Raw genomic sequence first — 26,607 nt, forward strand, 5'->3', positions numbered from 1 at the left:
CAAACTACATCCTTCTTTAGACAGATCGTGGCGATCGCCACCCCGAATCGGAGGGCAATTCACCGCCTCTCATCAGTATAAATACTCGGGGCTCCAGTAAAATCCGCTACCAAAATCCCTCTCCCACTCCGTGCAAAGCAGGCGAAAGGCTCCCGGATTGAGTTCATTCCCCCTTCCCCCCACACCGCCCTCCAGGGATAGATTGGGAGATAGTTCTGCCGAACGTGAGTAGATCGCAGAACCATTACCCCCTCTCCCATGCCAGAATGCCCTTTTCTGTCCCTGCGCCCCCAAATTGAGAAAATTGAGTTAAAATAGCATTGCCCCAATCTGGGCAACCCTAGATTCTCATAACATAAAAAAAATTAGGAGCCAAAACCATGCAATTCATGCGACAAGGGGACGTCCTTTTGCAATCGGTGAAAACCTCTCGGGGGAAAAAGCTGCGCCACCTGACCCTAGCGGAAGGCGAGGTGACGGGGCACTCCCACCGCATCAGCAACGGAGAAGCGGAACTGTATGAAGAAAACGGCACCCTCTATCTGCGCGTCTTGTCCGATCGCGCCACGTTAATTCACGAAGAACACAAAGCCATTGATATTCCCCAAGGACACTGGATGGTGCGGATCCAGCGGGAATATCAGCCCGAAGGATGGCGCTATGTCGCAGACTAAAATCGCCTCTCTCACTCTAGAACAAGAGGTATTGCTTCCGGTTTATCGGGACGAATGGCGCGAACGCACCTTTTCTTGTCAGCCGATAAACCGGGAGAAAGCCGCACGCGCCGTGAAAACCACTTACGCGGCACTGGGCCTGCCAGAACCGGACATCGTGTTTCTCACTACCCCGGATGCATTGCGACAAATGCTGCTACAGCAATCTCCCAAAGCCCTGGCCCAGCAGTGGGGCGCACCCCTGCTGGCTTCCTTGGGCACCGCGATCGGCGATCGGGTGCGAGAACAGGTGGAAGACAGCCTCTGGATCGAACTAGAGAACGAATTGTCCCCCGAGGACTTTCCCCTAATGATGTTTGTCCTGCAAGATACCCTAGTGGGGCAAGATGGGGAACTGCTGACCCAATTGTGGGGCGAGTGGCAAGAGGGGATATTGCGACAAATGTGGGAACAGCAGGAGCGGGAAATGCGCCAAGAACTGCTGAAAATCCCCGGGATGGAACCCCTGACACAAGTGGGAGACTTTCTCTGGCAGCATATCGGGGAACCCCTGTCGCAGCAACTGGAAGAAACCTTCTGGAAGCCGATGGCGAACCAACCTTGGGTGCGCGAGTTGGAACGGCAAATGACCCAACCCTTGCTGCAACTCGTGGGTGGGATGGGATTTGTGTGGAATTTAGCGCACAATCTACAAGCCGGTTCGATGGCGACTCTGGATTTTTGTATTTCCGTACTCGGTTGCGATTGCGATCGCGCCGAGTGGGAGGCTTACATGGGGTTAGCAACCGAATGTGGCTTAACATTGCCTTTGGAAAACGCTTGTTTGGTGTGCGATCGCCCCATCAAGATCTCATTCGACAGCGATCGCCGCCTACACGCCGAAGGGGAAGCAGCGATCGCCTGGGCGGATGGGTATTCCATCTATGCCTTTCAAGGCGTCAGATTGCCCCCCCGCTACGGCAGATTGCATCCCAATTTATGGCGATCCGAATGGCTTTTAACCGAATCGAATGCCGAACTGCGGCGCGTCTTAATCCAAGGAATTGGTTACAGCCGCATCTGTCAAGAACTCGATGCGGTAGAGTTAGACTTTTGGCGAGAATATACCCTCATACGAATCGAAAATGAAGTGGATATCGAGCCAATTCATCTCTTAAAAATGACCTGTCCGAGCACCGGCTACATCCACGCCACCCGCGTTCCGCCCCATATTTTTTCAGCCCGCGAAGCCATTCGCTGGGTGAATTGGGATATCGACCCCGAACAATTTGTGGTGGAAAGTTAAACGGCTCAAAGGTCATTGGTCATTGGTCATTGGTCATTGGTCATTGGTCATTTGCCCAAAGGTCATTGGTCCAAAGGTCATTTGTCATTGGTCATTTGTCCAAAGGTCATTTGTCATTTGTCCTTGGTCATTGGTTTGGGGACGTAGGGTGCGTCACCCCCGCCAACCGATCGCGCACATCCACCAAATTTCTGCGGGGGTGACGCACCGCTTCCCGTTACGGTCATGGGTTTGGGGACTCTCCGTGGGGGGTGGAATGAGGGGAATTATGCCGGGTTTGATTTAACTCAATTTGACCACTGCTTTATCCTCCAACAAGGTGCGATCGGTAAGCAAATCTTCTACCGTAATCCGCAAAAAACGCTGTTCGTCTACCTGAAAAAATACCTTCACCCGATCGCTGCCCGGATTTCCCGGCGGATCGAGTTCGGCAATACTGCGTGCCCCTTCTTTGTCGTTCAGGGGTTGGACCGTTACCCGATCGCTTCCTACCCTGCGCGTCACCAGGCGATCGCCATCAAAATACACCTCCGTGCCGCCAGTTTGCGACCCTAACTCGCCAATAATTAACTCGATACTGGGCTGATTTTCCACAGAAGCGCCTAACACTAATTCCACCGGATTCGACATCGGATAGGGTTGTCCTTCATTAATCAACGGATGCCAACTCTGCCGTTTATTCCGCCGGTCCCAATAGCGAATTCCGTAACTGTGATACAGAAAATCTTTCACTTCCATGCCTCGCTCCAGTTGCAGTGCGCCTTGGGCAATTGCTTCAAACGGGCGATCGCTGCGAATTTTATCTGCATCAAAATATTGCTGCACCCAATTTTGCACCGCCGGAATTTGCGTGGTTCCTCCCACCAACAAAACCCCATCGATATCGGTCACTTCTAACCCCTGTCGTTTCGCCTGCTGTAGCACCTGATTCATCGCCTCATCCAGGCGCTCAAAAAAAGCATTGTCCCGCAAAATATTCTCCAGGCGATCGCGGTCTAAAGCCAACTCATAACTCTCCAAAGTTTCATCGTTAAAATACACCTCTTTGGCTTCTTGTTGCAACGAAAGCTTAATTTTCAAGCGTTCTGCCAACCGGGTAATTAACGGCGTCTTGGGCACTCCTTGGGTTTTCCCGAAATAATCCACCAGCCAATTATCGATATCGCTGCCGCCCAAATTTTTGCCAGATTTCGCCAAAACTCTGGCAGTTTTCACCTTCTGACCGGACTTTTCTGCTAACATGTTGTCGCCCCATTTCAGCAGAAATCCCAAGGTTTTTTTCTTCGCCGTACTCGGATCGAGTCGCACTAACGATAAATCCAGGGTTCCCCCGCCAAAGTCTACCACCAGGAGGTTTTCTCGTTCCGCCAGTCCGTAGCCCAACGCAGCGGCGGTGGGTTCGTCCACCATTCGCACTTGTTCTACGTTGAGAGATTGGCACACTTGCCCCAACCAGTGGCGATAGGCTTCAAAACTATCCACCGGCACGGTGAGTATCAACGACTCCACGGGCAAGGGAACTTGCCGAACCCGATGGATCAGTTGGCAGAGAAACCATTTCCCCACCCGTTCGAAGCTGACGGTTTGCCCGTCGAGTTCCGGGAGAAAACCTTGGACATCCGATCCGATACCGCGCTTGAAACTGCGGAAAAATCGCGGGTCGGATTTCAAATCCACACCGCGATCGCGCACTTCCTGTCCGATGAGGACTGTCTCAGCGCTGGCATCTTCCACATAAAGCAAACTGGGAATTAAAGGGGGATTTTGACCCACCTGCCAGGAAATGCGCGGCAGTTTTACCGTTTCCGGTTCTCCGGTGGCGGGATTGGTGCGTGCAATTACGGTATTGCTGGTTCCAAAATCAATTGCGATCGCCATTGGGCTTTCTTTACTTAACCACAACTTGAGTGAACGGTTCTATGCTATCGAAAAAAGTGCCCGTAAAACCAGGGCGACGAAAATCGCGCTTGAGCCACCCTCTTCCTACCGCCGCGCGACTCCACCAATGCCGGATCCGCGCCACTGCCGCCCCCCAGTCGCCCGCCGGGGGGCGGTGGGGGCTTCGGCGTCCCTGGGCTACCACCCTTTGCAAATCGGCTCTTGTCGGTTATACTTAAAGTAATCCCCGAGGCGATCGCAGGCTTGTGCGAGCAATGCGTCCAGCTTGGAGGCGGAGGCGAGATCCGCGTCCCCGGCGGCGGCAATGTCCTGGATATTCCACAGTTTCACGGTTCGATCCCAACTGCCCGATGCCAGCAGGGTGCCGATGGGGCTAAAACTACCGCTAGAGATGCGATCGCGGTGCCCTTCGAGGGTTTTGAGCAATGTGCCATCGCGCCGCCAAATTTTTACCGTATTGTCATCGCTAGCGGAAGCGATCGCCTCGCCATCGGCACTAAAACTCACCCACAGCACTTTATCCCGATGCCCTTCGAGGGTTTTGAGCAATGTGCCATTGCGCCGCCAAAGTTTTACTGTATTGTCATCGCTGGCGGAAGCGATCGCCTCGCCATCGGGACTGAAACTGACGCTATTCACTTCATCGGTATGCCCGGTTAACGTCTTTTTTAACTGGAACGAGTCCGCATCCCACAGGGCGATGGTTCGGTCCGCACTTGCCGAAGCCACGGTCCGGCCATCGGGGCTGAAATCCACGGCGAAAACGCGATTCTCATGGCCTGTGAGGGTGGCGAGGAGTTCCCCGTTGCGATGCCAGACTTTGACGGTGTTATCCCAACTGGCGGAGGCCAATCGGGTGCCGTCGGGACTGAAGGACACCGCACTCACGCGATCGCCATGTCCGGTGAAGGTGGCGATCGCTTTCCCATTCGGCTGCCACAGTTTAATCGTTTTATCCTTACTAGCGGTGGCGATCGCCTTGCCATCCGGGCTAAATTCCACCCCCAGCACCCAATCCTCATGGCCTCGCAATTGGTTATATAGGCTAAACTCCCGGTTTCCGGATTCCTCTTCCTCCTGCATCCGCCAAATCCTCACTTTTTGATCTCGGCTGGCGGAGGCGAGAAGCTGGCCGTTGGGGGAAAAACTGACCCCATTCACGCCATCCAGATGCGACTCTAGCACTTGGCGCAATCGCACTTCCGGCGTCCACAGTTTCACCAGATTATCCCCGCCTGCCGAAACCAGCAATGTGCCATCGGGAGACCAGGCCAGATCCCACACCGGGGCGCGATGAGCGTCTAGGGTTTTGAGCAATGTGCCGTTTTCTACCTTCCAAAGTTTGATGGTGTGGTCTTGACTGGCGGTGGCTAAGATTTGGCCGTCGGGGAACCAAGCGAGACGGGCGATCGCGTGGTCGTGGGCGATAAACTGTCGCTCTAACGTGCCATTCACTCGCCAGATATATACAATGCCATCCCCGGTGGCGGTGGCAATTTGTTGCCCGTCTGGGGAGAACAGCACGGTGGAAACCCCGTTGGTATGGCCGCTGAGGGTAGCGATCGGCACTGCTTTTTCCCCGGGAGGGTCGATGCGCCACAGGTTCACCTGGTTGTCATAACTGGCGGTGGCCAGTAGGGTGCCGTCGGGGGAAAAGCTCACTTCGCTCACTTCATGGGTATGGGCGGTGAGGGTTTGCAGCAGTTGGGGTTCCCCTTCCGGATCCTTGGGAATGCGCCAGAGTTTGGCGGTTTGGTCGCGACTGGCGGTGGCGAGTCGGGTACCGTCGGGGGAGAAGGCGACACTAAACAAGCTCTCATTATGTGCTGGGAGAGTATGCAGGAGTTTGCCTTGCAGATTCCACAGTTTGAGGGTATTGTCCGCACCCACAGAGGCGATCGCGCTTCCATCGGGGGAGAAGGTCACGCCATATACGCGATCGCCATGTTCTAAACGCTGCAGTAATTTGCCCTGGCGGTTCCACAGAATTACCGTGGCGTCGGCGCTGGCGGTGGCAATTTTCTCGCCGTCGGGAGACCACGCCACGTCCCACACCCATCCCTGATGGCCATAAAATCGATTCCGTTCTTCAATTTTAGAGAGAATATTTTCTAAATTAAAAATGGTTTCTGCGCGCAACGTTTGCGGGGCGGAAAGGGTTTGCAGTTCTCTCCCGGCGCGAATGGCATTCACTAATGCTTCTAGAGGTTCGTTGGCGGAGTCGCGAATCATTGAGGCGGAATTTAAGGCGTTGATTTTTGCCAATTGCGCTTGTTTTTTTTGCGCGTTGGCGCTGACGACAATGGTGGTGGCGACCAGGGAAAGCATGACAACACCGACCAGTCCGATGCTAATGGTTCGCTGGGCTTGGCGATAGGCGTCCTCGAGAATTCGGTTGGCTTTTTGTTCGGCGTTTAAAGTGATTTGAGTTTCGATTTTTTCCAGTTCGATCGCTTTTTTTTCTGCTTGTTGACTGGCGGATAAAAATTGATAGTCGCGATCGCTTAAACTTTTATCTGCAGCCCAGGCTAGGGCGTCGCGCAATGCTAACCCGCGCAACAAGCGGGATTCGTCAGCACAATTGCTGGCTATCCAAGCGGCGATCGCTTCCGAATACGGTCGCAAATCTGCCAGGTGTTTTTCCACCCAGTCTCGATTGAAAACTTGCCGATAAATCGGATTAAATATCCACAGATTTCCCGCTTTTTTGATGACTAATCCCGACAAACGCAAGGCGGTTTCTTCCGGACTGCCATCGGCGATCGCCCCGCCATTAGTAGCATCTTTTCGGGGAAAGGTATCGGTGGTTTGGGTCAAAATTTGCTGATACAGTCCCAACAGCCGTCCGGCGCGTTTGGGATTGCTGAGGATGCGATTGCGAATGGTTTTTAAATGTTCCGGTTCGTCTTGCGCTTCCCAATTGGTTATGATATACTCTTGCACCAGTTGTTCCACATTTGGCCTCGGATCCCTGGCTTTTTCTACCAGGATTTTACAGAGTTTTTGGGTTAAAAAGGGTTGCCCGCTGGTCCAATATAAAACATCCCCTAAAATGTCGGTCGGATTCGCGAATTTTTCCGCCAATCCCGGGATTAAGGCGGGGATAGCTTCTGTGAGGGTAAACCCATTGAGTTCGATCGCCTGTCCGATGTTAAAAGGGGTGCGCTGTTTGTCGGCGATTAAATCCGACGGGGTGGCGACGCCGAGGAGACAAAAGGTGAGGCGATTGTAGTGCGGATTGTCGGCGCGCTGATTGTAGCAGGCGCGGATAAAGGCAAAAAAATCATCGGTGGGAAAATTGAAGCTGAGAATGCTATCGATTTCATCGATAAAGATAACGATATTTTGCGGAATTTGCGCCAGTAAAACGGTTTCGATAAATTCCCGGAAGCGCCCCAAGGGGGATAACCATTCGCGATCGCGCCACCACTGGCGTAAATTGACCTCGAGTTGTAAATCTAAAGTTAAACTGCGAAGCAAGTTGGCATACCACTGATTTGCCGTTACCTGCTGCACGTTATCCATCGAAATATCGATGGCGCTACAGGCGATTTCCGCTTGTTGCAATTGGCGCATCACCTGTACGCGCAAGCTAGATTTCCCCGTTTGTCGCGAGTTGAGAACGTAACAAAATTGTCCCGCTTTCAATCCTTCATAAAGTTGGCGATCGGCTTGCCGTTTCACATAGGTGAGGGCATCTTCGGGCAGGGTTCCGGAAAAGATATATCGCTCGACCATTTGTCGCAGGGAGGATAGAGGACAGCATCTATTTTATTATGGAACATTTTTCTTTTCTCGGGGCAATAATTATCAAAAATTTACAATGACAAAAACCCCGCACCCCGGGTGGGGCGACCCCAAATAACTCCGCCGATGTGGGAGAATTTTCATGCAAGAGCGCTGCAAACCGGAGGAGGAATTTTTTCCATCGGCTATCGGAGTTAAGTTAAAGCCAGACGAACCGAAAAATACTGTCGATATAGCTCGAATCGGGGGGTGACATTATTATCTTGAAGTTGCACCAATCCCATGCTATAGAGTTTAAAAGCTCGTTCGGAAGAAATTTTCACCGGTTTATTCGCCATCACCACATCGCGGAAGGCGGCGGCGAGTTCGGGATGGTGTTGTAAGTTCCACAAATGTTGTCGCAGGTGGTCGCCAAATGGGCCGGCTTCCGTGGCGGCGATCGCGGCAAATTCCAGAAAAGAAATCCGATTTCGGTAGAGATAATCGAAGGCTTTTCTAACTAAATAAGGATGTCCGCCGATAATGTCGAGCAGGGGTTGAAGTTCGGTGTCGCTTTCCCACTCGAGTCCATAGCGCTTGGCCAAATCCTGCACCTGCGCGGGGGTGAATTCGGGTAAAGACACCACTGCGCCGAGGTTGGCAAGGGGGGAGTGATTGATATCCAGACCGCTATAAACTTCGGTGGAATGAACCACGATTAAGCGCAGTTGTTTCCAAATTGCGCCTCGGCGATCGCTGCGTCTGGCAATATCGTACCAAGCGCGCAATAAGCGACAAAAATCGCTGGCAATTTCGGGATGCTCGAACACCACATCTACTTTATCTAAAGCTAACACTAACGGCGTGGTGGATTCGGGTAAGATATATTCTTCAAAGTAAACGGTGGTATTGTTGTTGCAGCCAAAAATATCATCCCAATATTCGCTTAATTTATTGGGTAAACCGCACAGTTGTCCCACACTGGCACAAAACCACTGCAAAAATTTCCGCAAATCGGTAAAAACGGTGCTATCGGCTAAATCGAAACTCAGCGTAACGGTGCGATAGTTGGCGTTGCGGGCGCGATCGAGAATGCGATCGAGCACAGAGGTTTTGCCCATTTGTTGGGGGGCTTTTATCCGCAGAAGTGCTCCCGGTTGCGCGATCGCCTGCTGACAGCGTTCTTCGATGGGGTGACGCTGCACGTAAAATGGCGAATTTAGGGGAACGGTTCCTTCGGAAAATTCCAAACAAGGTGTGGCGATCGCCTCGGTTGGCGTGGCGATAAAGCTGCGATCGACGCTTTCCTGGGACATTTGCCACCGTCTTTGCAAGGCAGTTTTGAAATTTTTTTTACTGACTTTTTCCCCGAGAGCATCCGAGAGTCGGTCCCAAAACTTTTTGCCCACCATTCGATGTAGGTAATTCGCCGCATACTCGGTATTTTCGGCAATTTGTTCGTAGGTTTTATCTTGCCACGCCCCCCGAAAAATTTTCATTTCAATATCGCTGATATGCTTTCCGCTTTGGGCAAAAATGGCCTCGTCGGCGACTTTAAATGCTTCTTCAAAGTTAATTTCTTTTTCTAGCATAAAGCGTAATTTTTTTCAAAAAATAAAGATAGGCTGGGTTTAGTATTAGTCCGTATTATATCAAAGTCGGCGCGCAAGTCTCTTGCTCGGGTGTGGCCCGTGGTGTATGCTGAGTGGCTGGGGTTTGCCCACTGCGGATCCATTGCGGACGGTGAGGGGATCCGCATGGAACCACGGTCGAGACCCGCCCTGGCGCGTCGGGGAGGGGTGCAATTTTCGCTGTCACGAAATAAATGCACTACAAAAAGCCGGAGCAACTCCGGGAATAGGTGTCGTAAATCCCTGTAGGGTAATAGCTTCAGCGATTTACCCCTAAACAATCAGCAACAGATAAATTGCAAAATTAGAGTAATTATTCTGGTTATAACAAATCTTTATTTATCGAGGGAGAAAATTTGTCAAAAAATTTTTTTTTCTCTCCGGATATCTGCACAGGCGAAAAGTATTGGAAAGTCATACGCGATCGCCAGCCGAAACCCGAATGTTACGGTTTCTTGACTTCAGCGACCGGATCCAGGTCATCAAAAGTCATCGGCGATCGCCTGTTATCTAAACAAAAGTTCACCTAGGAGGGTGCTATGTACTATGCTTATTTGACGGAATCGGATAACCAATTCCAAGAATTGTTTCCGCAAGGAGTGCCTACATGGGGCTTAACGCCGGATGATTTTATCGAAATCTACGACTCATGCGGTTGCGAGTTAATCGATATCGAACCGGCTTTTCGCGTTAACATTGCCGGATTAACCCCGGAACAGGAGTTAAAACTTTTCCAAGAATATGCCTCCACGATGAATGACCCCCGATTCGTTCGCGGAATGTTTAAATTAATGGAAAATGGATGGATGAGCATTCCCGAATCTCTGGTACAATTCGTGGTTTGGCGCGATCGCCAGGAAGTTTTTTGCTTTAAAGTAAAAGATAAAAATTTCGGTACCGATCGATTGGTTAAGTAAGTGATAAAATTTGCCCGGAACAGGAAACTTTTTCCCGATCCCCTTCTCCTAGCCCGCGAGATGGGGAATTTTTCTGTCTTTTATATCTCTTAATTGAATCGATATAAAATCTTATTTTGGATTTGTTTTGCACTTGAATTGCCATTGGTTTATTAATTGAAAAATTCAGACTCGCTTCAGTGATTTCTTTCTCTAGAATAGCCGCGCGATCGGGAGAATTCCGATAAAAAGGATCCAGTTTTTCAACTGGACGAATCTGCGCCCCAAACCCCGGCGCTAACCGCTGTCTGCGCCGCGATCGCCGCCGCCCATCAAAAATCAACGTCGCCCCCGTCACTTGTCGATTTCAGGGAATCCGCTATAATCAAACCAATATTTATCCATTCCCCTGTGACGAAAGCAACTTTACACCAATCATGGCCGCGATCGAACTCAACTCCGAAAAAACAACCGATTTTAATCACTCCATTGCTTCCCTACGCGATGCCCAAATTTTCAACCATTCCCAACGATTTATCCAAGGATGGTACTGGGCAATTCCATCCCGCGAATTGAAACCGGGTCAAGTCAAACCCATCACCCTTTTAGGGAGAAAAATCGCCATTTATCGCGGCGAAGCGGGCAAAGTCTTCGCCGTAGATGCCTATTGTCCTCACATGGGCGCTCACCTCGCCGAAGGAAAAGTCGAGGGGAATGGGTTGCGCTGTTTTTTCCACAATTGGAAATTCGACGCTGACGGAATTTGCGTAGACAGTCCTTGCTTGGGAAAACCAGTTTCCGTCACCATAAAAACCTGGCCCACAGCAGAAAAATACGGCATGATTTGGGTGTGGACGGGCGAAGAAGCGCAGCAACCCATTCCCTTTGTGCCCGAATTAAAAGAGGACAGTTGTGATGTGATGTTGGCCGCGCGATTTGAGAAAAATTGTCACCCGAATGTGGTGATGATTAATGCCATTGACGCCCACCACTTTAACACCGTTCATAACCTGCCGGTGGATATCGTTTTCCAAAAAAAAGAACTCCCCGAAAATGCCATTACGTTTAGCAATATTACCCGGGGCGGCGATGATTCCTGGTTCGTCAAACTGATTCGTCCCCTTTACCAAAATGAAGTCACCTATAAAATGTGTTATTGGTATGGCAGCATCGGTACCGTCACCCTCGGTCCGGACTTTTTTCACTTTCACATTATGTTCGCCCTGCGCTTAACTGAAACGGGCAAAACTGAGGGGCAGACGCTTTTACTCACCCAAAAACGCCCGGGATTGTGGGGATGGATATTCAATCGCTTCGTGCTTTGGATAACCTGGATAGTGGGAAATTATTTTGCCAAAGGAGATACGCAAATTTTTCAAACGATTAAGTTTGATTTCAAAACCCCCACGAAAGCGGATAAATCGATTATCGAGTTTATCGACCATCTGGAAGGGCAAACCGCTTTAACCTGGGAAACTTGGCAAGCGGTAGAGCGCTAATCCACATGGCAATCTTTTCGTTTGCTATCAGTTGCCTATCCCGGAGATATTCAGTTACTTTTCTGCCAAAATATTAGGAAAAATATGGTTAATTTACCCACAAAATTCTATAGTATATCGGGATTTGAGTTGCCAGCTAGTGGCGCAGAAGATAAGCTAAATTGCCTTTTGAATTCTGCCTTAAAACACCGATTCAGGGATAATTTTCAGGCTCCAGCAGTGCCCGTGCAATCTCTGTGGGAGGCGGGTTATTTTGGGTTGGACAAGGTAAAAATTTTTCGCGATTCTAGTGGGGCTGAACAAGAGAAAATCTTGCAGCTTTGCACGCGATCGCTCCTGGAAGAAGCCTATTTTATCGAAAAAGCAGGGGTGGGTTACATGGCCAAAATGGTCATGCTGGCGCAAACTACGGAAGAAAGAATGCTTTACGGACTGTTTGCTTCAGATGAAGCCAGTCATTTGGCACAGATTAGCCGCTTTATCAAACCAGACTATATCGGAGGACAGGAGAGAGCTTTTTTGCGCCTGTTATCCACTGTGGTGGAAAATGAAGATAAAAGCGTTTTGTTGTTTGTCATTCAGGTCGTATTGGAAGGGTGGGGTTTGAGTCACTATCGGAATCTGGCGAAAGGGTGCAAAAATGCAGAAGTGGCGCAGATGTTTCGCGGGTTTTTGCAAGAAGAAGCGCATCACCACGGAACCGGGATGATGTTGTTCGATCGCCGGTCATTGTCGCCATCGAGTCGAGATGCGATCGCCGAAATTCTGGCCTTATTTTTGCGAATGGTACAAGTCGGGCCGCAAAGCGTAGTGAGCGCGATCGCCCGCGTCAAAGGTCATTTATCCCCCCCGCAAAAAGTCAGAATATTGACCGAATTAGATACCGAAACTCAAAGCGGAACTCGGCTAAAATTGCTGCGATCGCTCATGCAGGGCAAAACCGCCTCGCCCATCGTTCACCGCTTAGAAATACAAGGGGCATTCGAGCCATTTTCTCCCGAAGACTGCCTGCGATCGGTTGAATCATAATCCCCGTTTTTCAGCAACCACACCCAGGCAATTGAACTCGCAGTATTTTGATTTATCCTAAGTTTATAATTAAGGCAAACTCCATGAAAACCCTATTTAACGAACCCACAACCAACACCTTGCGAGAAAGCGAAAAAGTTTATCGCAAACTGCAACTAAATTACCAGCGAAACAAACAGCAAGACCGCACCGAAATGCTGGATGAAGCGGCGCAGTCTTTCCACTACGAAACCTGCAAAAACGAGTATTGGAATCCGGAGGAATTTTCCCTGCTTTATGGCACGCCGTTATGGGACCAGGCGAGTGCTTCTCAAAAAATTATCCTCAATCATCTCTATTGGGTCGCCTATTATTCGCAAATTATCTCCGCCGAAATTGCCACAATTTTATTCAATCAAACCAGCGCCGCTGGACTTTACGCCCAAGAAGATTTTCGCCTAATTTGCGATATGCTAGACCTGGAATCGGCGCAAGAGAGAACCCATATCAGCGCCTTTAAAACCGTCTCCGAACAGGTAGAATCGGCATTATTTGGCAAGCGAATTTTTACCTACCCGATGCGCGGTCCTTATGGAGAAACGATGGTATATGCAGATACAAATGTCCTCAAAACTTGGTGGAAAAAACTGCAACTGCAGTGTTTCGGGTTGCTTTCTTCCGGAAATACCTTTCTCGCCTGTCAGTATTTCACCGTGCGCGGGGTGCGAACCCTAAATGGAAAGCTGGTACAGCACAAGCTCAGTGGCTATTACCAAACCCATCCCGAGAAAGAGAAAGCGCCAATTCCGGCTAAAATCTCTTACTATCATTTTATGGACGAGAGCTTTCATTTTAATAGTTCGACAATTTTATCCCATGATGTGGTAAAGTGTCTGAAAAATCCCACGGCATTCGAGCAGTTCGTGGCCAATTTGGGGTTACGGGGGTGTCAGAAAGACCACTATCATTTTTCCGTGGCGATTAACGGAATATTTTGGTACGATCCGGCACTTTATCCGGCAATTTATCAGGTGTTGTGTTCGGAGATTTTCGGGATGAGCGATCGCGAAGCGAAAGAGATGATGCGACGCTGCTTTACCGAAGAATCTCTGGGTCTGCATCGCAGTTGTCAAACCCATGAGGAGGCGATCGCATCTTATAAAGTCTATCTCGAAAAGGTCGATTACGCTTGGAAAAGCAACCGGGAAATGGAGATAATGGCCGCAAATTCCCTGTCCAAATATCTCAGCCTTCAAAAACAGGCATTTGCCAAATTTGAATGATGACATAAATTAGCAAAAACCGGAGAAAATATGAAGACAAAAACCAAACTTTCCCTCGCCTGCTACACCCTCGGCATTTTAATTGTGGCATCTGTAGCCGTGGTGTACCTGTTTACGCCACAACTGTTACCCTATCAAGAAGCCGCGATCGGCGCATCCTGGTCCGAACTCAATGAAGGGCTACAGGTGCAATTTTTATCCTTGTTAAAAGTGTGCGGCGGCGGATATTTGTTTACCGCAATTTCCCTAGCCGTTTTATTGTGGATTCCCTTTCGCAACGGCGAACAGTGGGCGCGCTGGGCCATTCCCGCCATTGGCATTCCGGCAATTTTAATCGTGAATTATGCCGGATTGACGATTATTTTAAATACGCCGGGACGCCCCCCATTAATTGCCGGCCCGATCGCGATCGGCTTTTTCCTAGTTGGACTATTTTTGTCCTCTGAAATCGATGAAGTCGAGCAAACCACCCTCACCGAAAGTCCCGAACCCCAAGAATTCAACACCAATCCCGACTAATTCTCGTTCCCCCCAGGGGGGGAACGGACCTCCCGAACGCCTGCCTGCTGCGCTACAAACTAAAGCCAAAAACCAACTATGCGATCGCCCAATCCCCACCCCCTTCAAAACCAAAATACGCAACCGATTATCCCTCGACCAATCTTTAATAACTGGGACATCGTGGCCAAAGGGTGGTACATTGCTTGTTCCAGCAAATCCCTGCAAAAAGCGCAGATAAAATCCTTAGAACTTTGCGGGCAAAAAATCGTTGTTTTTCGCGGAACTGATGGCACCGCGCGCGCATTAGATGCCTATTGCCCGCATTTGGGAACCGATTTAGGAATTGGGCGCGTCGATGGCAATTTTATCCGCTGTTTTTTCCATCATTGGGCATTTGATGGCGCGGGAAACTGTCGGGATATTCCCTGTCAATCCACCATTCCGGAAAAAGCACGGCTGCAATCTTATGCCACCGATGAAAAATATGGGTTTATCTGGGTATATCCCGATGCCAAAGCACCAGAAACCGTGGCAGAATTTGACGAACTCAAAGGCAAACCCTTAATGACAATTGCCGATAAAGCCTTTGAACGCCAGTGTCACCATCACATTTGCATGATGAATGGCATCGACGCACAACATTTGCGAACCGTGCATCAATTAAATATTAACATGAATCTGTCATTGCAGCAAAATCAATCCGGTACGCAAATCGATTTTACCCTCTCCGGAGAGTTTCCCCATTCCACCCGCAAAGAACGGATCGTGCGACGGGTTTTAGGGGAAAAATATGCCTATACCATGCGGTATGCGGACGGATGTATCGGACTGCTGACTATGATGAAAAACGTTAAACTCTTTCCGCCGTTGCACATGATTTATGCCTATACTCCCGTGGCACCCGGGCGCACCCGAATTCAGCCGATTTATGTAGCAGCAAAAAGAGGCGGAATTTTTGGAATACTGGTGACGCGCATTTTACTCGAGTTGACGCGCTTATTCTATCTATTTTTGAAGGGAGAAGATGGTAAAATTTACGATAATATTCGCTATCATCCCAATACATTGCTCGATATCGATACGCCCTTAGTCCAATACATGAACTATGTCGATCGCCTCTCTCCCTCTATTTGGTCTAAACATTGGCAATCTCTAGAAAAAATAAAAGCCAGCTGCAACAACAAATCCCATTAATTATGTACTTTGGGGAAGGAACACCATTCCACTATTAAATTAGTGATAACAAATAAAATAATCGGTGTAAAAAATGCGAATTTTAAGGGGTTTAGGAGGCAGAGCCTCCGAATTGGCGTACCCAGGCTGAGCCTGGGAACGAGAGAAGGAGAGAAGGAGAGAAACGAGAGAAGGAGAGAAAGGAATGAAGATTAAAAGAGAGTTAGGAATGAGCGATCGCCCCTGTATTGTCCGATTTCCCGGCACGAATTACCCAGCCATCACGTTAGAACCTTATCAAAACCTGTCCGAACATTTGACGGTGCAAAATTCCCCGGTTTTGTTTGGATGTCGCACGGGAATTTGTGGCACTTGTTTGGTACTGGTGGAGGGAGAAATTCCGCCACCGAGTCCGGAAGAAAAAGAAGTGTTAGAAATGCTTGCACCGGAAAATCCGCAGGCGCGATTAGCCTGTCAGATAGCCCTGACGAACGATATTGAAATTACGCTTTATCGGGAGGAACTGTGAAATTTGAGGATTTTTGGTATGCGATCGCATTAAGCGAACAACTCAAACCCAATGCAACACTTTCGCGCATGGTTTTAGGGGAATGGTTGGTGATTTTTCGCGCCGAAAATGGCTCCCCCGTAGCATTGCGCGATCGCTGCATGCACCGCAATAGTCGCCTCTCCCCCGGTAAAGTTTGCCAGGGAAAAATTCACTGTCCCTATCACGGTTGGGTTTACGATAAAACCGGACAAGTGGTGGCGGTTCCCGCCGAAGGAGAAAACTTCAAATCCCGCTCATCTCGCCGCACCCCACGCTACCCAACCCAAGAAAAAGACGGCTATATTTATGTCCGACTTTGCGAAACGCCCACAGAAGAATTCCCACCCTTTCCCATGCCATACTACGGTAAACCCGGATGGGAAACCCTGCGCGTCATTAACCGATTTCGCAATAGCGTCACCAACTGTGCGGAAAATTTTATCGATATTCCTCATACCGCTTCCGTGCATCCCGGCGTATTCCGCAACCCGCGCAAACAACAACTAGAAATGACCGTAGAACGACGCAACGGATCGGTTTTTGTCGAGTATCGCAACGAAACCACCAATCTCGGTTGGTATGCCAAATTTCTCAATCCTCAAGCTTCAAAAATTCGCCATACCGATAGTTTTCACATGCCAAACGTCACCTGTGTGGAATACGATTTTGGCCCAAAACGGCGGTTTTTTATCACCAGTCAATCTATCCCCGAATCCGAAAACTCCACCTTAGTTTACACCGACGTAACCTTTAATTATGGAATTTGGAACAAACTCGCGCGTCCTTTCGTTCGCTGGACCGCCCAATATATTATCCGCCAAGATGTGGAAATTTTGGCCGTGCAACAAGATACAATTGAAAAATACGGCACGCAGTTTTCTAACACCCCAGCCGATACCATTCACGTGTTTTTAGAGTCGATTATCGAGCAAATTGCTGCCGGAAAAGACCCGCGAAACCTTCGCGATCGCACGGTTAACCTCACCTTTTGGGTGTGAATTTTTTAACAATACTCCCCTAGAAATATTATGCCAGTGTTTATTGCATTTTTTACCTTGATGGCAATCACAGTAGCAACGGCTCGCGGTCGAGATAGCTTGCAAGCAAAAAGCCGCGAAGATTGGCTGCTCGATGGTATGGGTTTGTTCGTGCAGGGGGTGGTAATTCCCTTCCTGCAAATTGCCGTAATTTATCAGCTTTATGTCGTTCTTTTTCCCAAGTATTGCGATTGCCTGATATGGCATCCAGTGGCAGATTTTTTACTCAGTTTTGTTGCTGTAGATTACCTGTATTATTGGAATCATCGGTTGCTGCATGCGCGGCAATTGTGGCCCTTGCATTGGGTTCATCACACCATGACCCAACGCCACGTACTCGGCACTTCTCGCAACACGTTATGGACTAGTTTTCTGATTCTTTATCTGTGGGTTCATGCTTTGTTTATCTATTTGCTGCAAGATCCAACCGCTTATGTGGCGGGGGTGAGTCTGACTTCGGCGCTGGATTTGTGGCGTCACAGCGACATCGAACCGACACCGGGTTCCGCACTGCATCGGGTGCTATCGCCCTGGTTGATTTTACCGCAAGATCATGCATGGCACCACACCAGCAGCGCCACTCACAAGAATTATGGTGCAAATTTCAAACTTTGGGATAAAATACATAAAACGGCTTGGGAGTGCGAAACCGCACCGGAATCCCTGGGAATCGAAACCCATCTGAGTTTAATCCAAAAACTCGTTTGGCCATTTTACTGGGATAAAGTTGAAGGTTAATTTGCCAAAATTGGCGGTTCCATTTCCCCGCAATTTAACTCGAGATTCGCTCTAAATGCAGTAGAATGAACCAAGAAGAATTTCAACTCAGAACCAAAAATTTCGCCTTAGAAGCGATTCGACTGGCGCGATCGCTTCCGGAAAATTCCACCGCAGCAGAAATCGGCAAGCAATGGGTGAATTGCGCCACGGCGGTGGGTGCCCATTATCGCGCCGCCCGTCGATCGCGATCGCGCCGGGAAACTCTCACTTACCTCAACCACCTCGCCACCAAAGCAGAGGAATGTCTATACTGGATAGAACTCCTGCGGGAAAGCGAATTGCTTCCCGAATCCGACTTAAATAACCTCACTTTAGAGACTCGCGAAATATTAACCTTGACCGCCGAAGCGCTTCCCCGTCATTCCCCAGACCAATTATTTCCCCCTTCTTTCTGGTCCCGGCTCAATTTTCCCGCCAAAATCAAAACCGGCATGACCCCATTAAGTACCTTTTTCTCATTTTTTCCCCTGTTGGTGATGGGAATAGCACTCGCCGCTTTCCTGTTTCTCTGCGCGCAACCGGGACTATTTAGCTTATTGGTACTTCTCTTTTCATTGTATGGATTTCCCCTGCTTGTTTATCGGATTCACCAGTATTTTTATCCCGTAAAAGAAGGGATTAGCTATCTGCGCCGTCGCCAATATTCTCCCTGGTGGGGAAGTCACCAAATCCAACTGATTTACATTGCCTTTCCCGCACTTGAATCCCTGCTGCGTTTGATTCCCGGTGCATTTTCCCTGTGGTTGCGATTGTGGGGAGCAAAAGTGGGTCGCGGGATTTATTGGATGCCCGAGTTAGAAATTGCCGATCGCGGAGCGATTGAAATCGGCGATCGCGCAGTTATCGGTCATAAAGTCGGCATCTATTCCCATATTATCAAACCCAAAAAACAAGATTTAATGCTCTATGTCAAAACCGTAAAAATCGGCAACGATGCTTTTATCGGTTCCGCCTCTCGCCTCGGACCTGGCGTGACAATTTCCGATGGTTCCTACATCCCCGTCACCAGCGATTTATTCCCCAACAAAAAAATTAATCCCAGCGCTTAATTCTCAGGGTTATTTGCTATTTTGCAGGTTATTGAAACTTGTAATGGATAGAGTGCAATGGGTGAAGATTGTCGGTTGAGGCACCCCCCCTACTGAGAAAAAAATATTTAATTAAATTTTAAAACCGATGATTCGATTGACGATAAAATTATTTGCAAAACTGCTACAATCCCACGCGAAGCGATTTCGCAAAGCGCTGGAAAATCCGCAAACCGCACAGGAACTCGTTCAACGGGAACTGTTGCGCCGACTCGCCGCCAGTGAGTACGGAAAATCCCTGGGAATTGCCGAGGAAGGGTGGAAAAATCCAGCAGAAAACTGGCAGCGGATTCCGATTGTAGAGTACGACGAGATTAAATCTTGGATAGAAACTCCTGGAAGGAATGGTAACAGTGAAGCATCGAAAAAAAAGCTCGATCGCCGAAGTAGTCTGACACCAGAACCGATATTATTTTACGAGAAAACATCCGGGAGTCGGGGGACAGCGAAATGGATTCCCTACTCGAAATCTCTGCGGCGGAGTTTCCATCATCTCTTCTGCATTTGGGCGGAAGACTTAATTAAAAACGGACCCGAGTTTTGCACGGGGAAATTGTATTTTTGCATTTCTCCGCAAGTGGGCGATCGCGAAACCGAAAGCCAAGTAACGCGGGGACTGGAAGATGATTCCGACTATTTAGAAGAGTGGTTGCGCTGGTTCCTGCGTCCTTTTCTCGTTTCGCCTGCGGGATTAAATCGCATCCGAGATGTAGCGGAGTTTAAAGAAAAGCTCTGTTTGGCACTGTTAGCGGAAGAAAACCTAGAGATTATTTCGATTTGGAGTCCGAGTTTTCTCCAGATTCATTTGGATTATATCGCGCAAAATCACAAGCGACTGGTAGAGAATTTGGGAGGGCGAATTTCTGTATTTCGCGCCGTCTTGTTAGAGCAATCGGAGATTCCCTGGTCAAAAGTTTGGCCGCATTTAAAATTAATTTCTTGTTGGGATAGCGCTCATTCTGCCCAACAAGCTGAGGGTTTGCGAAGGCAATTTCCTCAAGTATTGGTGCAGGGAAAAGGACTGCTGGCGACCGAAGCGCCGATGACCATTCCCTTAATTGCCGCCGGAGGATTTGTGCCGATACTCGATGAGGTTTTTTTTGAATTTGAAGACAATTGCGGCAGGATTTTTCCCCTGCAAAACGTCAGGGTAGGAGAAGCTTACTCAGTGATTATTTCTCAGAAAGGGGGACTGTATCGCTATCGAATCGGCGATCGCATCCGCGTCACCCATTTTTATCGGCAAACCCCTTGCTTAGAATTTATCGGACGCTGTAAAGCCACCAGCGATTTAGTGGGAGAAAAGTTGCACGAAAGTTTTGTTTGTGATATAATTAAAAGATTGAACGTGTCCGACACATTTTTTAAGATAGTGGTGAGCGCGACGAAACCCACAGCTCATTATCTGTTGTTGTTAGACCGGGCGAATCGGTCAGCGGAGGAGATCGCGCAACAATTCGACGCAGAACTGATGCGATCGCCGCACTATTGCAAAGCCAGAGCGATCGGACAGCTATCGGCGGCGCGGGTGCTGATTTCGCCGCAAATGCCCAATCGCATGGCGCAATACCGCACCGATGGGGGAAAGAAATGGGGAGATTTGAAACCCGAAGTGCTGGCGATCGCGCCCATCGAAGAAAAATTTCTCGCCGAACTCGAAAAACACTGCATAAAAAGCGGCAGCTCTCAACCCTCCAGCCTAGCCTAAATCCGGGAAAATTTGCGATGAAAGCCTGGAGAGTGGCGAGAAATTTTCCCGCTCAATTGTCGGGCGATCGTCCAGGGGTGACATCTGCGCCAATGGTATGATAATAGATTAATTTACCCGACCTTTTCAATCCCCGGAAAACCATCAAGAATCGTGAGGAGAACAGCACCGTGGACGCCTTTAAAAAGATGTTAAATTCCAGAGACTTTGACAACATTTCCCTATCAAAAGCCGAAGCCTTTGCGGCGATCGGGGTATGTGCGTTAGCCGCCGATAATTTACTCGTCCCCGATGAAATGGAGCATCTGTTATTGCTGCTCTCAGAAATTCCGCTATTCAAAGGATATTCCCAGCAACGGAAGAACAAAATGCTCAATTTCCTGCTCGAACTGGTCAGACGCAAAGGCATCGAAACCACCATTGTCAAAGCCAAAGAAACCCTACCCCCAGAACTGCGCTCTGCAGCGTTTCAGGTGGCCAAGGAAATCATCTGGTCCGATGGAGAATATCATCCCACGGAAGAAGCCTTTTTGCAACACCTGCGCCAAGTCCTGGAATTACCGGAAGAACCCGACAGCTAACCAGCAGAGGCGATCGCCACCGCACCCCCAGCGAAAGGCTTCACACCAGAGTCCCCCACCCCAAAATCACCTCCTCTTTGGCATTTAGCACGTGAAAGGGGCATTATGTTTTGAGGAACAATCAGGCAAACAGGCCAAAAGGAGAAAAATCGCAATGGCAACCAACCCCGAATTCATCAATCAGGTTGTTACCCTAGTCAATCAAAGACGCGCCGAAGCGAACTTACCCCCCTTAACCGTGGATTCCCAACTAGTCCGCGCCGCGCAATTCCACGCCGAAGACATGGCGGACAACGACTTTTTCAGTCTCACCGGTTCCGATGGATCCACCACCGCTAGTCGTCTGCTCTCCCTGGGATATCAATTCACCGCCTTCCAAGAAAACATCGGGGCCTCATTTCCCACCCCCGAACAAATCGTCGCAAGTTGGTTTAACGATCCCGGACAGCGAGGCACCCTGCTCAAAACCGGCGTCGAGAATCTCGGTGTCGGGTACTTCTTCTTGCAAAACGACACCGGCACCTTCAACCCCAACCATTACTGGAGTTTAGTGGTCGCCGCCCGTACCCCCGGCAGTAACATTGTAGGATTCAACGCCCCCAACACCCTGCAAGGCAGTATCGGCGACGACACCATCGAAGGCAGTATCGCCAACGACGCCCTGTTTGGCAATGGCGGCAACGATTTAATATTCGGTCGGGCCGGAAACGACTTGCTACAGGGCAACCAAGGAGACGACATCCTCAACGGCGAAGAAGGCGACGACCAACTCCTCGGCGGAATTGGCAACGACATTCTCAACGCCGGAATTGGGAACGACCTACTCCTCGGTGGTGGAGGAGACGACCAACTGATTGCCGGTCTTGGCAACGACACCCTCGATGGGGAAAGCGGGAACGACTTTCTCGCCGGGGAACAAGGAGTAGATCTGCTCCAAGGGGGGGAAGGCAACGACCAACTGTTTGGCGGATCCGAAGACGACACCCTCACTGGGGGGGATGCCGACGACCAACTGTTCGGGAACGAAGGTAACGATAGTTTAATCGGCGAAGTGGGCAACGATTTGCTCAACGGCAACCAAGGCAATGACATTCTAAACGGCGGTAGCGCAAACGATACCATTTATGGCGGGAAAGACAACGATAGTGTGGTAGGCGAAAGCGGCGACGATGTCATGTTCGGCGACCTGGGCAACGATGAGCTATTTGGCGGCGATGGAAACGACCAAGTATTTGGGGGGGCGGGAGTCGATCGCGTCTTTGGCAACTCCGGAAACGACTTTCTCAATGGGAATCAAGGCAACGATAGCGTCGCCGGCGGTGACGGGGACGATACCCTTTATGGTGGTAAAGACGACGATCAGTTATTTGGCGACGGCGATGCCGACTTACTGTTTGGCGATCTCGGGAACGACACCCTCGCCGGCGGTGAGGGGAATGACTCCTTGTTCGGTCTAGATGATGATGATGTGTTAGGCGGCGAAGAAGGGGACGACTTTCTTAACGGCAATCAAGGTAACGATAGTCTCAGAGGCGGTGTCGGCAATGACACCCTGTTTGGCGGCAAAAACAACGATTTGTTGTTTGCTGAAGACGGAGATGATTATCTCTCGGGAGACTTGGGCAACGATACCTTGTTCGCCGGCGAGGGAAATGATGTGTTAAATGGACTCGACGCGAACGATGTGTTATTTGGAGAAGCGGGTAACGATACAATGTCAGGAGGCATAGGCAATGATACCCTGCTCGGCGACGTCGGCGATGACATCCTGGAAGGGGGCGGCGATGCCGATACTCTCTCCGGTGCTGCCGGCAGCGATACCCTGCGAGGAGATGAAGGAGCCGATACCCTCAGTGGCGGCACCGAAAACGACGTGCTAGAAGGGGGTGAAGATGAGGATCTGTTGTTAGGTGATGAAGGCAACGATAGCCTAGACGGCGGTGCGGCGAACGATACCTTGTTTGGCGGGATCGGGGAAGACTTTATTGCCGGCGGCGCTGAAAATGACCTGGTTTTCGGGGAAGGCGGGAACGATAATCTCAGCGGCGATGATGGCACCGATAGCATTTCCGGCGGCGACGGGAACGACACCATCGACGGCGGTACCGGAGACGATAGTCTGGTGGGCGAACTCGGCAGCGATATTATCACCGGCGGTGACGGCGCAGACCGCATCGACGGCGGCGATGGACCGGATAATTTGGCCGGGGATGGCGGTAACGATTTGTTAATCGGCGGGGCGGATAACGATACCCTCGACGGCGGCGACGGTAGCGATAGTCTCAATGGTGGCCCGGGAATTAACGAATACACCGGCGGCGCAGGAAGGGATTTCTTTGTGTTGCAACCGGATGCTCAGGTGACGATTACCGATTTTGAAGACAATGCGGATAAGTTGGTACTCGCCGGCGGGTTGACGCCCAATGCGCTGCTGCTGACTGCACCGGTGGAGGAAAATCCCACGGATACCACGATTGTGCTGGCTAGCGATACTTCTGTGGTGTTGGCTACTTTGGTGGGTATCGACCCGGCATTCCGCGATGTGATTATTACCACTGGCGATTTCGTGGTTCTCTAACTTCACGTTGTACCGACCGATCGCCTCGCGAGCGATCGGTCGGTTCCCCAACCATACTCCCCGGGCAGCGAGAATACTAACTTTAATATGATTTTAGCACATTTACTACCATAGGTGGTGGATTCCAGTTAGAGAGGAGTCCCGGATCTGAGGCAATTTTTTCATGCAACAGAGCAATACAAAAATAACCCCTTTACCTGACTCTAATGCCTTCGATAGAAATCGGTGGCAGAGGGCAGCTTAAACTATGGGGATAACAGAAAGAAAAGAGACGCTCGATCGCCCTTTCTAGGAAAATCACCCTCCCAAAACGAGCCTGCAAGCGTTAGGAGTGCGAGCTTCCAGCACCCTAATTTAATTTTAAGGGGCGGTGTAGTTTGGCAAAAAGCAGACTTGAAAGCGGGGAAAGGTCTTTCTCGGATCTTAAGAATAATTTCCTATATCTGCTTGAAGCAAACCCCTAAATCCCATCGGTACTGTAGAAAAAAATCACCATTGAGGCTCCTTCAATTCTTGCAAATTTTCTATAACATAGATTTTTTTATTGCAAAGAGTTTATATTTCTGAAAAATTGGGTAAGATGCACGGAAATGTTAATCAGCTAAGGGAGCAGAAAAAGGAGGTCTCTGTATTCGGTCAAGTCAGAAGAAATCAGTTGCCAAAGCTAATAAATGACCCTGCAATCTAGGGAGGCATCGGGCGCAGTCCAAAGCGCAGGGCGAAAAGTTGCCCCATCGGTTGAAATTGAACACAGTTATTGAATTGAAAAGCTTTACCATGTTGCAAATGAGTGGTTCGATTGAGGAAAGATTTCACAGCATCAGTTGTGGTTCGAGCAAGAGCGTCAGGGAATTAGTCATCGTTGACCCCCATGTTGAGCAATGGGAAATACTTGTCCCTGGAGTGCGCCCCCAGTGTGAAGTGGTGGTACTGCATCCCCACGAAGATGGGATTCAGCAGATTGCTGAGCTGTTAAAGACGCGGCGCGATCGCGCGGATCGAATCCCAAAGCGGATCCCTCAGTACCATCCACATTATCTCCCACGGGTCTGCCGACACCCTCTACCTGGGCAACAGCATCCTCAACCGCGAAACCCTGCAAACCCGCTACAGCGAAGCGATCGAACAATGGCGAGAGGTTCTCAGCGAGAATCCTGACATCCTCATCTATGGCTGTAACGTAGCGGCGATCGACCCAGATGCTGCCTCCCAGACTTCCTTGCTTTCCCTGTTGCGCGAACTCACCGGGGCGAATATTGCCGCCTCCACCACTGCGATCGGGAACCCCGCAAAAGGCGGCAACTGGAACCTCGACTACAGCACAGACCACCAGCAAGCAACCCGCCTTAGCATTTTTACCGGAAGTAATGGCCAATTACCCGGGAATCCTCGGTAAAGGGCCGGGGGGCGTCGGAACCACTGATGGCACCTCTACCTTAAAATGGTGGCTCAAAGGCGATGCTGGCGTCACCCAAACCAGCAATGCCGTCAGCGCATGGGTAGACCAGTCGGGAAACAACCTGGATATCACCCAAGGTACTGCTGCCAGTCAGCCCACTTACGTGACGAATCAGCTCAATGGTTTACCTGTTGTCAGTTTTGACAGTACCGATGACTGGTTAAACACTGGCACGCTTCCTGCTGATTTTGCCACTTCCAACGTTTCAATCTATATTGTCTCTCTAGTAGATGCGGCACAAGCGGGTAATCCTGCTGTATTAAAGGCACAAACAGACGATATAAATAACCGACTCAATCTACACCTGTTTCCGACCAGCCTTAAGTTCCATCATGGAGACATATCGGGAGCCGGACGGTTGGAAACTACCACTGGAGTGACTTTAGGTCAATTTGATACCTATCATTTTCAAACCGGAGGCACAGGCCAAAGCATCTATGAAAATGGAAATCTACTCCTGAGTGATACTGACAGTGGCACATTCGATCCAACGGGTAAAACCCTAGATATTGGCTACAACCTTAATACGGACACTTATTGGGGTGGAGATATTGCCGAAGTATTCATCTATAACGAGGCTCTGAATACTGCGAAGCGCACCATTGTCGATAACTACATCAGCTCCAAATATGCTCTAGCTACCGCAACGGATAAATATGTTGGAGATGATGCAGCAAATGGCGATTATGACTTGAATGTAGCCGGAATTGGGCAGGAAGCCGATGGCAACAACACCAGCGCCACTTCTGCCGATTTAACAATCGCCAATAACACCTATCTGCAAGACAACGGCGACTATCTGCTCTTCGGTCACAATCAAGCCACCAATTCACTGGTCACCACAGATATTCCCACCGGCACTACCAATCGCTGGAACCGAGTGTGGTATCTGGATAAAACCGACGCCAATACCAACAACGGCACGGTGGATCTGACCTTTGACTTTTCTGAATTGGGAAGCACTCCCAGGGGCAGTTATGCGTTACTGTTCCGTAGTGGAGCAACCGGGGCGTTTTCCGCCGTCACGGGCGTTTCTGCTGGTACCATTAGCGGAAATCAAGTGGTTTTTAGCGGCGTCGATGTGAGCGCCCTCGCAGACGGCTATTACACCTTGGGTTCCGACAGCAGCGCCCCCACCTTATCATCAGTTAGCATTGCCTCAAATAATGCCAATGACACGAGTTTGGCGAAAGTGGGGGATACGGTAACGGTGACATTCACCGCTTCCGAAACCCTGAGTGGAACGCCCAC

The 26,607-nt window shown here is 49.8% G+C and carries 20 protein-coding genes and 1 pseudogene; 18 read left to right on the top strand and 3 right to left on the bottom strand.

Going from position 1 to position 26,607, the window contains the following annotated elements:
- Positions 1–380 precede the first annotated feature (380 nt).
- Together LKK83_RS28565 and LKK83_RS28570 are read left to right on the top strand one after the other, a co-directional pair.
- A complete protein-coding gene (locus LKK83_RS28565) occupies positions 381–674 on the top strand; it encodes a hypothetical protein (RefSeq protein ID WP_324634856.1) in 294 nt (97 codons plus the stop codon).
- Positions 661–1,959: a DUF6745 domain-containing protein gene (locus tag LKK83_RS28570; protein ID WP_324634857.1), complete on the top strand. Its 1,299-nt coding sequence runs from the start codon at positions 661–663 to the stop codon at positions 1,957–1,959. The genes LKK83_RS28565 and LKK83_RS28570 overlap by 14 nt, the downstream gene beginning before the upstream one ends.
- A 282-nt stretch (positions 1,960–2,241) precedes the next feature.
- Here LKK83_RS28570 and LKK83_RS28575 read toward each other — a convergent pair whose 3' ends face one another.
- From LKK83_RS28575 to LKK83_RS28585, 3 genes are all read right to left on the bottom strand, one after another.
- Positions 2,242–3,837 (bottom strand): Hsp70 family protein, encoded by a 1,596-nt coding sequence (locus tag LKK83_RS28575; protein WP_324634858.1) that lies wholly within the window; start codon positions 3,835–3,837, stop codon positions 2,242–2,244.
- 198 nt (positions 3,838–4,035) lie between these two features.
- Positions 4,036–7,596: an AAA-like domain-containing protein gene (locus tag LKK83_RS28580; RefSeq protein WP_324634859.1), complete on the bottom strand. Its 3,561-nt coding sequence runs from the start codon at positions 7,594–7,596 to the stop codon at positions 4,036–4,038.
- 203 nt (positions 7,597–7,799) lie between these two features.
- The gene (locus LKK83_RS28585; RefSeq protein WP_324634860.1) at positions 7,800–9,176 is read right to left on the bottom strand and encodes an AAA-like domain-containing protein; all 1,377 of its coding nucleotides are present in this window, start codon (positions 9,174–9,176) and stop codon (positions 7,800–7,802) included.
- Between the two features lie 578 nt (positions 9,177–9,754).
- Here LKK83_RS28585 and LKK83_RS28590 point away from each other — a divergent pair.
- From LKK83_RS28590 to LKK83_RS28660, 16 genes and pseudogenes are all read left to right on the top strand, one after another.
- The gene (locus LKK83_RS28590) at positions 9,755–10,132 is read left to right on the top strand and encodes a hypothetical protein (RefSeq protein WP_324634861.1); all 378 of its coding nucleotides are present in this window, start codon (positions 9,755–9,757) and stop codon (positions 10,130–10,132) included.
- Between the two features lie 416 nt (positions 10,133–10,548).
- Positions 10,549–11,610, top strand: a complete 1,062-nt coding sequence (locus LKK83_RS28595; protein WP_324634862.1) for an aromatic ring-hydroxylating dioxygenase subunit alpha — start codon at positions 10,549–10,551, stop codon at positions 11,608–11,610.
- Between the two features lie 219 nt (positions 11,611–11,829).
- Complete coding sequence (locus LKK83_RS28600) at positions 11,830–12,639, top strand: ferritin-like domain-containing protein (RefSeq protein WP_324634863.1); 810 nt, start codon at positions 11,830–11,832, stop codon at positions 12,637–12,639.
- Positions 12,640–12,722: 83 nt separating this feature from the next.
- Positions 12,723–13,901, top strand: a complete 1,179-nt coding sequence (locus LKK83_RS28605; RefSeq protein ID WP_324634864.1) for a P-aminobenzoate N-oxygenase AurF — start codon at positions 12,723–12,725, stop codon at positions 13,899–13,901.
- A gap of 30 nt (positions 13,902–13,931) precedes the next feature.
- Entirely contained in the window at positions 13,932–14,420 is a 489-nt protein-coding gene (locus LKK83_RS28610) for a hypothetical protein (RefSeq protein ID WP_324634865.1), read from the top strand.
- A gap of 78 nt (positions 14,421–14,498) precedes the next feature.
- The gene (locus LKK83_RS28615; RefSeq protein ID WP_324634866.1) at positions 14,499–15,596 is read left to right on the top strand and encodes an aromatic ring-hydroxylating dioxygenase subunit alpha; all 1,098 of its coding nucleotides are present in this window, start codon (positions 14,499–14,501) and stop codon (positions 15,594–15,596) included.
- A gap of 184 nt (positions 15,597–15,780) precedes the next feature.
- Positions 15,781–16,104: a 2Fe-2S iron-sulfur cluster-binding protein gene (locus LKK83_RS28620; protein WP_324634867.1), complete on the top strand. Its 324-nt coding sequence runs from the start codon at positions 15,781–15,783 to the stop codon at positions 16,102–16,104.
- Positions 16,101–17,123: an aromatic ring-hydroxylating dioxygenase subunit alpha gene (locus tag LKK83_RS28625; RefSeq protein ID WP_324634868.1), complete on the top strand. Its 1,023-nt coding sequence runs from the start codon at positions 16,101–16,103 to the stop codon at positions 17,121–17,123. Before LKK83_RS28620 ends, LKK83_RS28625 begins: the two co-directional genes overlap by 4 nt.
- Before the next feature lie 30 nt (positions 17,124–17,153).
- Positions 17,154–17,900 (top strand): sterol desaturase family protein, encoded by a 747-nt coding sequence (locus LKK83_RS28630; protein ID WP_324634869.1) that lies wholly within the window; start codon positions 17,154–17,156, stop codon positions 17,898–17,900.
- Positions 17,901–17,965: 65 nt separating this feature from the next.
- Positions 17,966–18,991 carry an acyltransferase gene (locus LKK83_RS28635; protein WP_324634870.1) on the top strand — a complete coding sequence of 342 codons (1,026 nt, stop codon included), beginning with the start codon at positions 17,966–17,968 and terminating at the stop codon, positions 18,989–18,991.
- A gap of 127 nt (positions 18,992–19,118) precedes the next feature.
- Complete coding sequence (locus LKK83_RS28640) at positions 19,119–20,738, top strand: GH3 family domain-containing protein (protein WP_324634871.1); 1,620 nt, start codon at positions 19,119–19,121, stop codon at positions 20,736–20,738.
- A 188-nt stretch (positions 20,739–20,926) separates the two neighbouring features.
- Positions 20,927–21,319 (top strand): tellurite resistance TerB family protein, encoded by a 393-nt coding sequence (locus LKK83_RS28645; RefSeq protein WP_324634872.1) that lies wholly within the window; start codon positions 20,927–20,929, stop codon positions 21,317–21,319.
- A 154-nt stretch (positions 21,320–21,473) separates the two neighbouring features.
- Positions 21,474–23,897, top strand: a complete 2,424-nt coding sequence (locus LKK83_RS28650) for a CAP domain-containing protein (RefSeq protein WP_324634873.1) — start codon at positions 21,474–21,476, stop codon at positions 23,895–23,897.
- 786 nt (positions 23,898–24,683) lie between these two features.
- A pseudogene (locus LKK83_RS32450) lies at positions 24,684–24,806 on the top strand (hypothetical protein); the annotation flags it as partial.
- Positions 24,807–24,933: 127 nt separating this feature from the next.
- On the top strand, positions 24,934–25,293 hold the full coding sequence (locus LKK83_RS32455; RefSeq protein ID WP_442957382.1) for a DUF4347 domain-containing protein: 360 nt from the start codon (positions 24,934–24,936) through the stop codon (positions 25,291–25,293).
- A partial coding sequence (locus tag LKK83_RS28660) for a LamG-like jellyroll fold domain-containing protein (RefSeq protein WP_324634875.1) occupies positions 25,265–26,607 on the top strand: 1,343 nt, incomplete at its 3' end. The genes LKK83_RS32455 and LKK83_RS28660, both read left to right, overlap by 29 nt.

Origin of the sequence: Phormidium sp. CCY1219, from assembly GCF_035615515.1 — a bacterium.
Taxonomy (GTDB): Bacteria; Cyanobacteriota; Cyanobacteriia; order Cyanobacteriales; family Laspinemataceae; genus CCY1219.

Coding starts and splice junctions, on each gene's coding strand:
- LKK83_RS28565 (WP_324634856.1), top strand. CDS start 381: ATGCAATTCATGCGACAAGGGGACGTCCTTTTGCAATCGGTGAAAACC.
- LKK83_RS28570 (WP_324634857.1), top strand. CDS start 661: ATGTCGCAGACTAAAATCGCCTCTCTCACTCTAGAACAAGAGGTATTG.
- LKK83_RS28575 (WP_324634858.1), bottom strand. CDS start 3,837: ATGGCGATCGCAATTGATTTTGGAACCAGCAATACCGTAATTGCACGC.
- LKK83_RS28580 (WP_324634859.1), bottom strand. CDS start 7,596: ATGGTCGAGCGATATATCTTTTCCGGAACCCTGCCCGAAGATGCCCTC.
- LKK83_RS28585 (WP_324634860.1), bottom strand. CDS start 9,176: ATGCTAGAAAAAGAAATTAACTTTGAAGAAGCATTTAAAGTCGCCGAC.
- LKK83_RS28590 (WP_324634861.1), top strand. CDS start 9,755: ATGTACTATGCTTATTTGACGGAATCGGATAACCAATTCCAAGAATTG.
- LKK83_RS28595 (WP_324634862.1), top strand. CDS start 10,549: ATGGCCGCGATCGAACTCAACTCCGAAAAAACAACCGATTTTAATCAC.
- LKK83_RS28605 (WP_324634864.1), top strand. CDS start 12,723: ATGAAAACCCTATTTAACGAACCCACAACCAACACCTTGCGAGAAAGC.
- LKK83_RS28610 (WP_324634865.1), top strand. CDS start 13,932: ATGAAGACAAAAACCAAACTTTCCCTCGCCTGCTACACCCTCGGCATT.
- LKK83_RS28615 (WP_324634866.1), top strand. CDS start 14,499: ATGCGATCGCCCAATCCCCACCCCCTTCAAAACCAAAATACGCAACCG.
- LKK83_RS28620 (WP_324634867.1), top strand. CDS start 15,781: ATGAAGATTAAAAGAGAGTTAGGAATGAGCGATCGCCCCTGTATTGTC.
- LKK83_RS28630 (WP_324634869.1), top strand. CDS start 17,154: ATGCCAGTGTTTATTGCATTTTTTACCTTGATGGCAATCACAGTAGCA.
- LKK83_RS28635 (WP_324634870.1), top strand. CDS start 17,966: ATGAACCAAGAAGAATTTCAACTCAGAACCAAAAATTTCGCCTTAGAA.
- LKK83_RS28640 (WP_324634871.1), top strand. CDS start 19,119: ATGATTCGATTGACGATAAAATTATTTGCAAAACTGCTACAATCCCAC.
- LKK83_RS28645 (WP_324634872.1), top strand. CDS start 20,927: ATGTTAAATTCCAGAGACTTTGACAACATTTCCCTATCAAAAGCCGAA.
- LKK83_RS28650 (WP_324634873.1), top strand. CDS start 21,474: ATGGCAACCAACCCCGAATTCATCAATCAGGTTGTTACCCTAGTCAAT.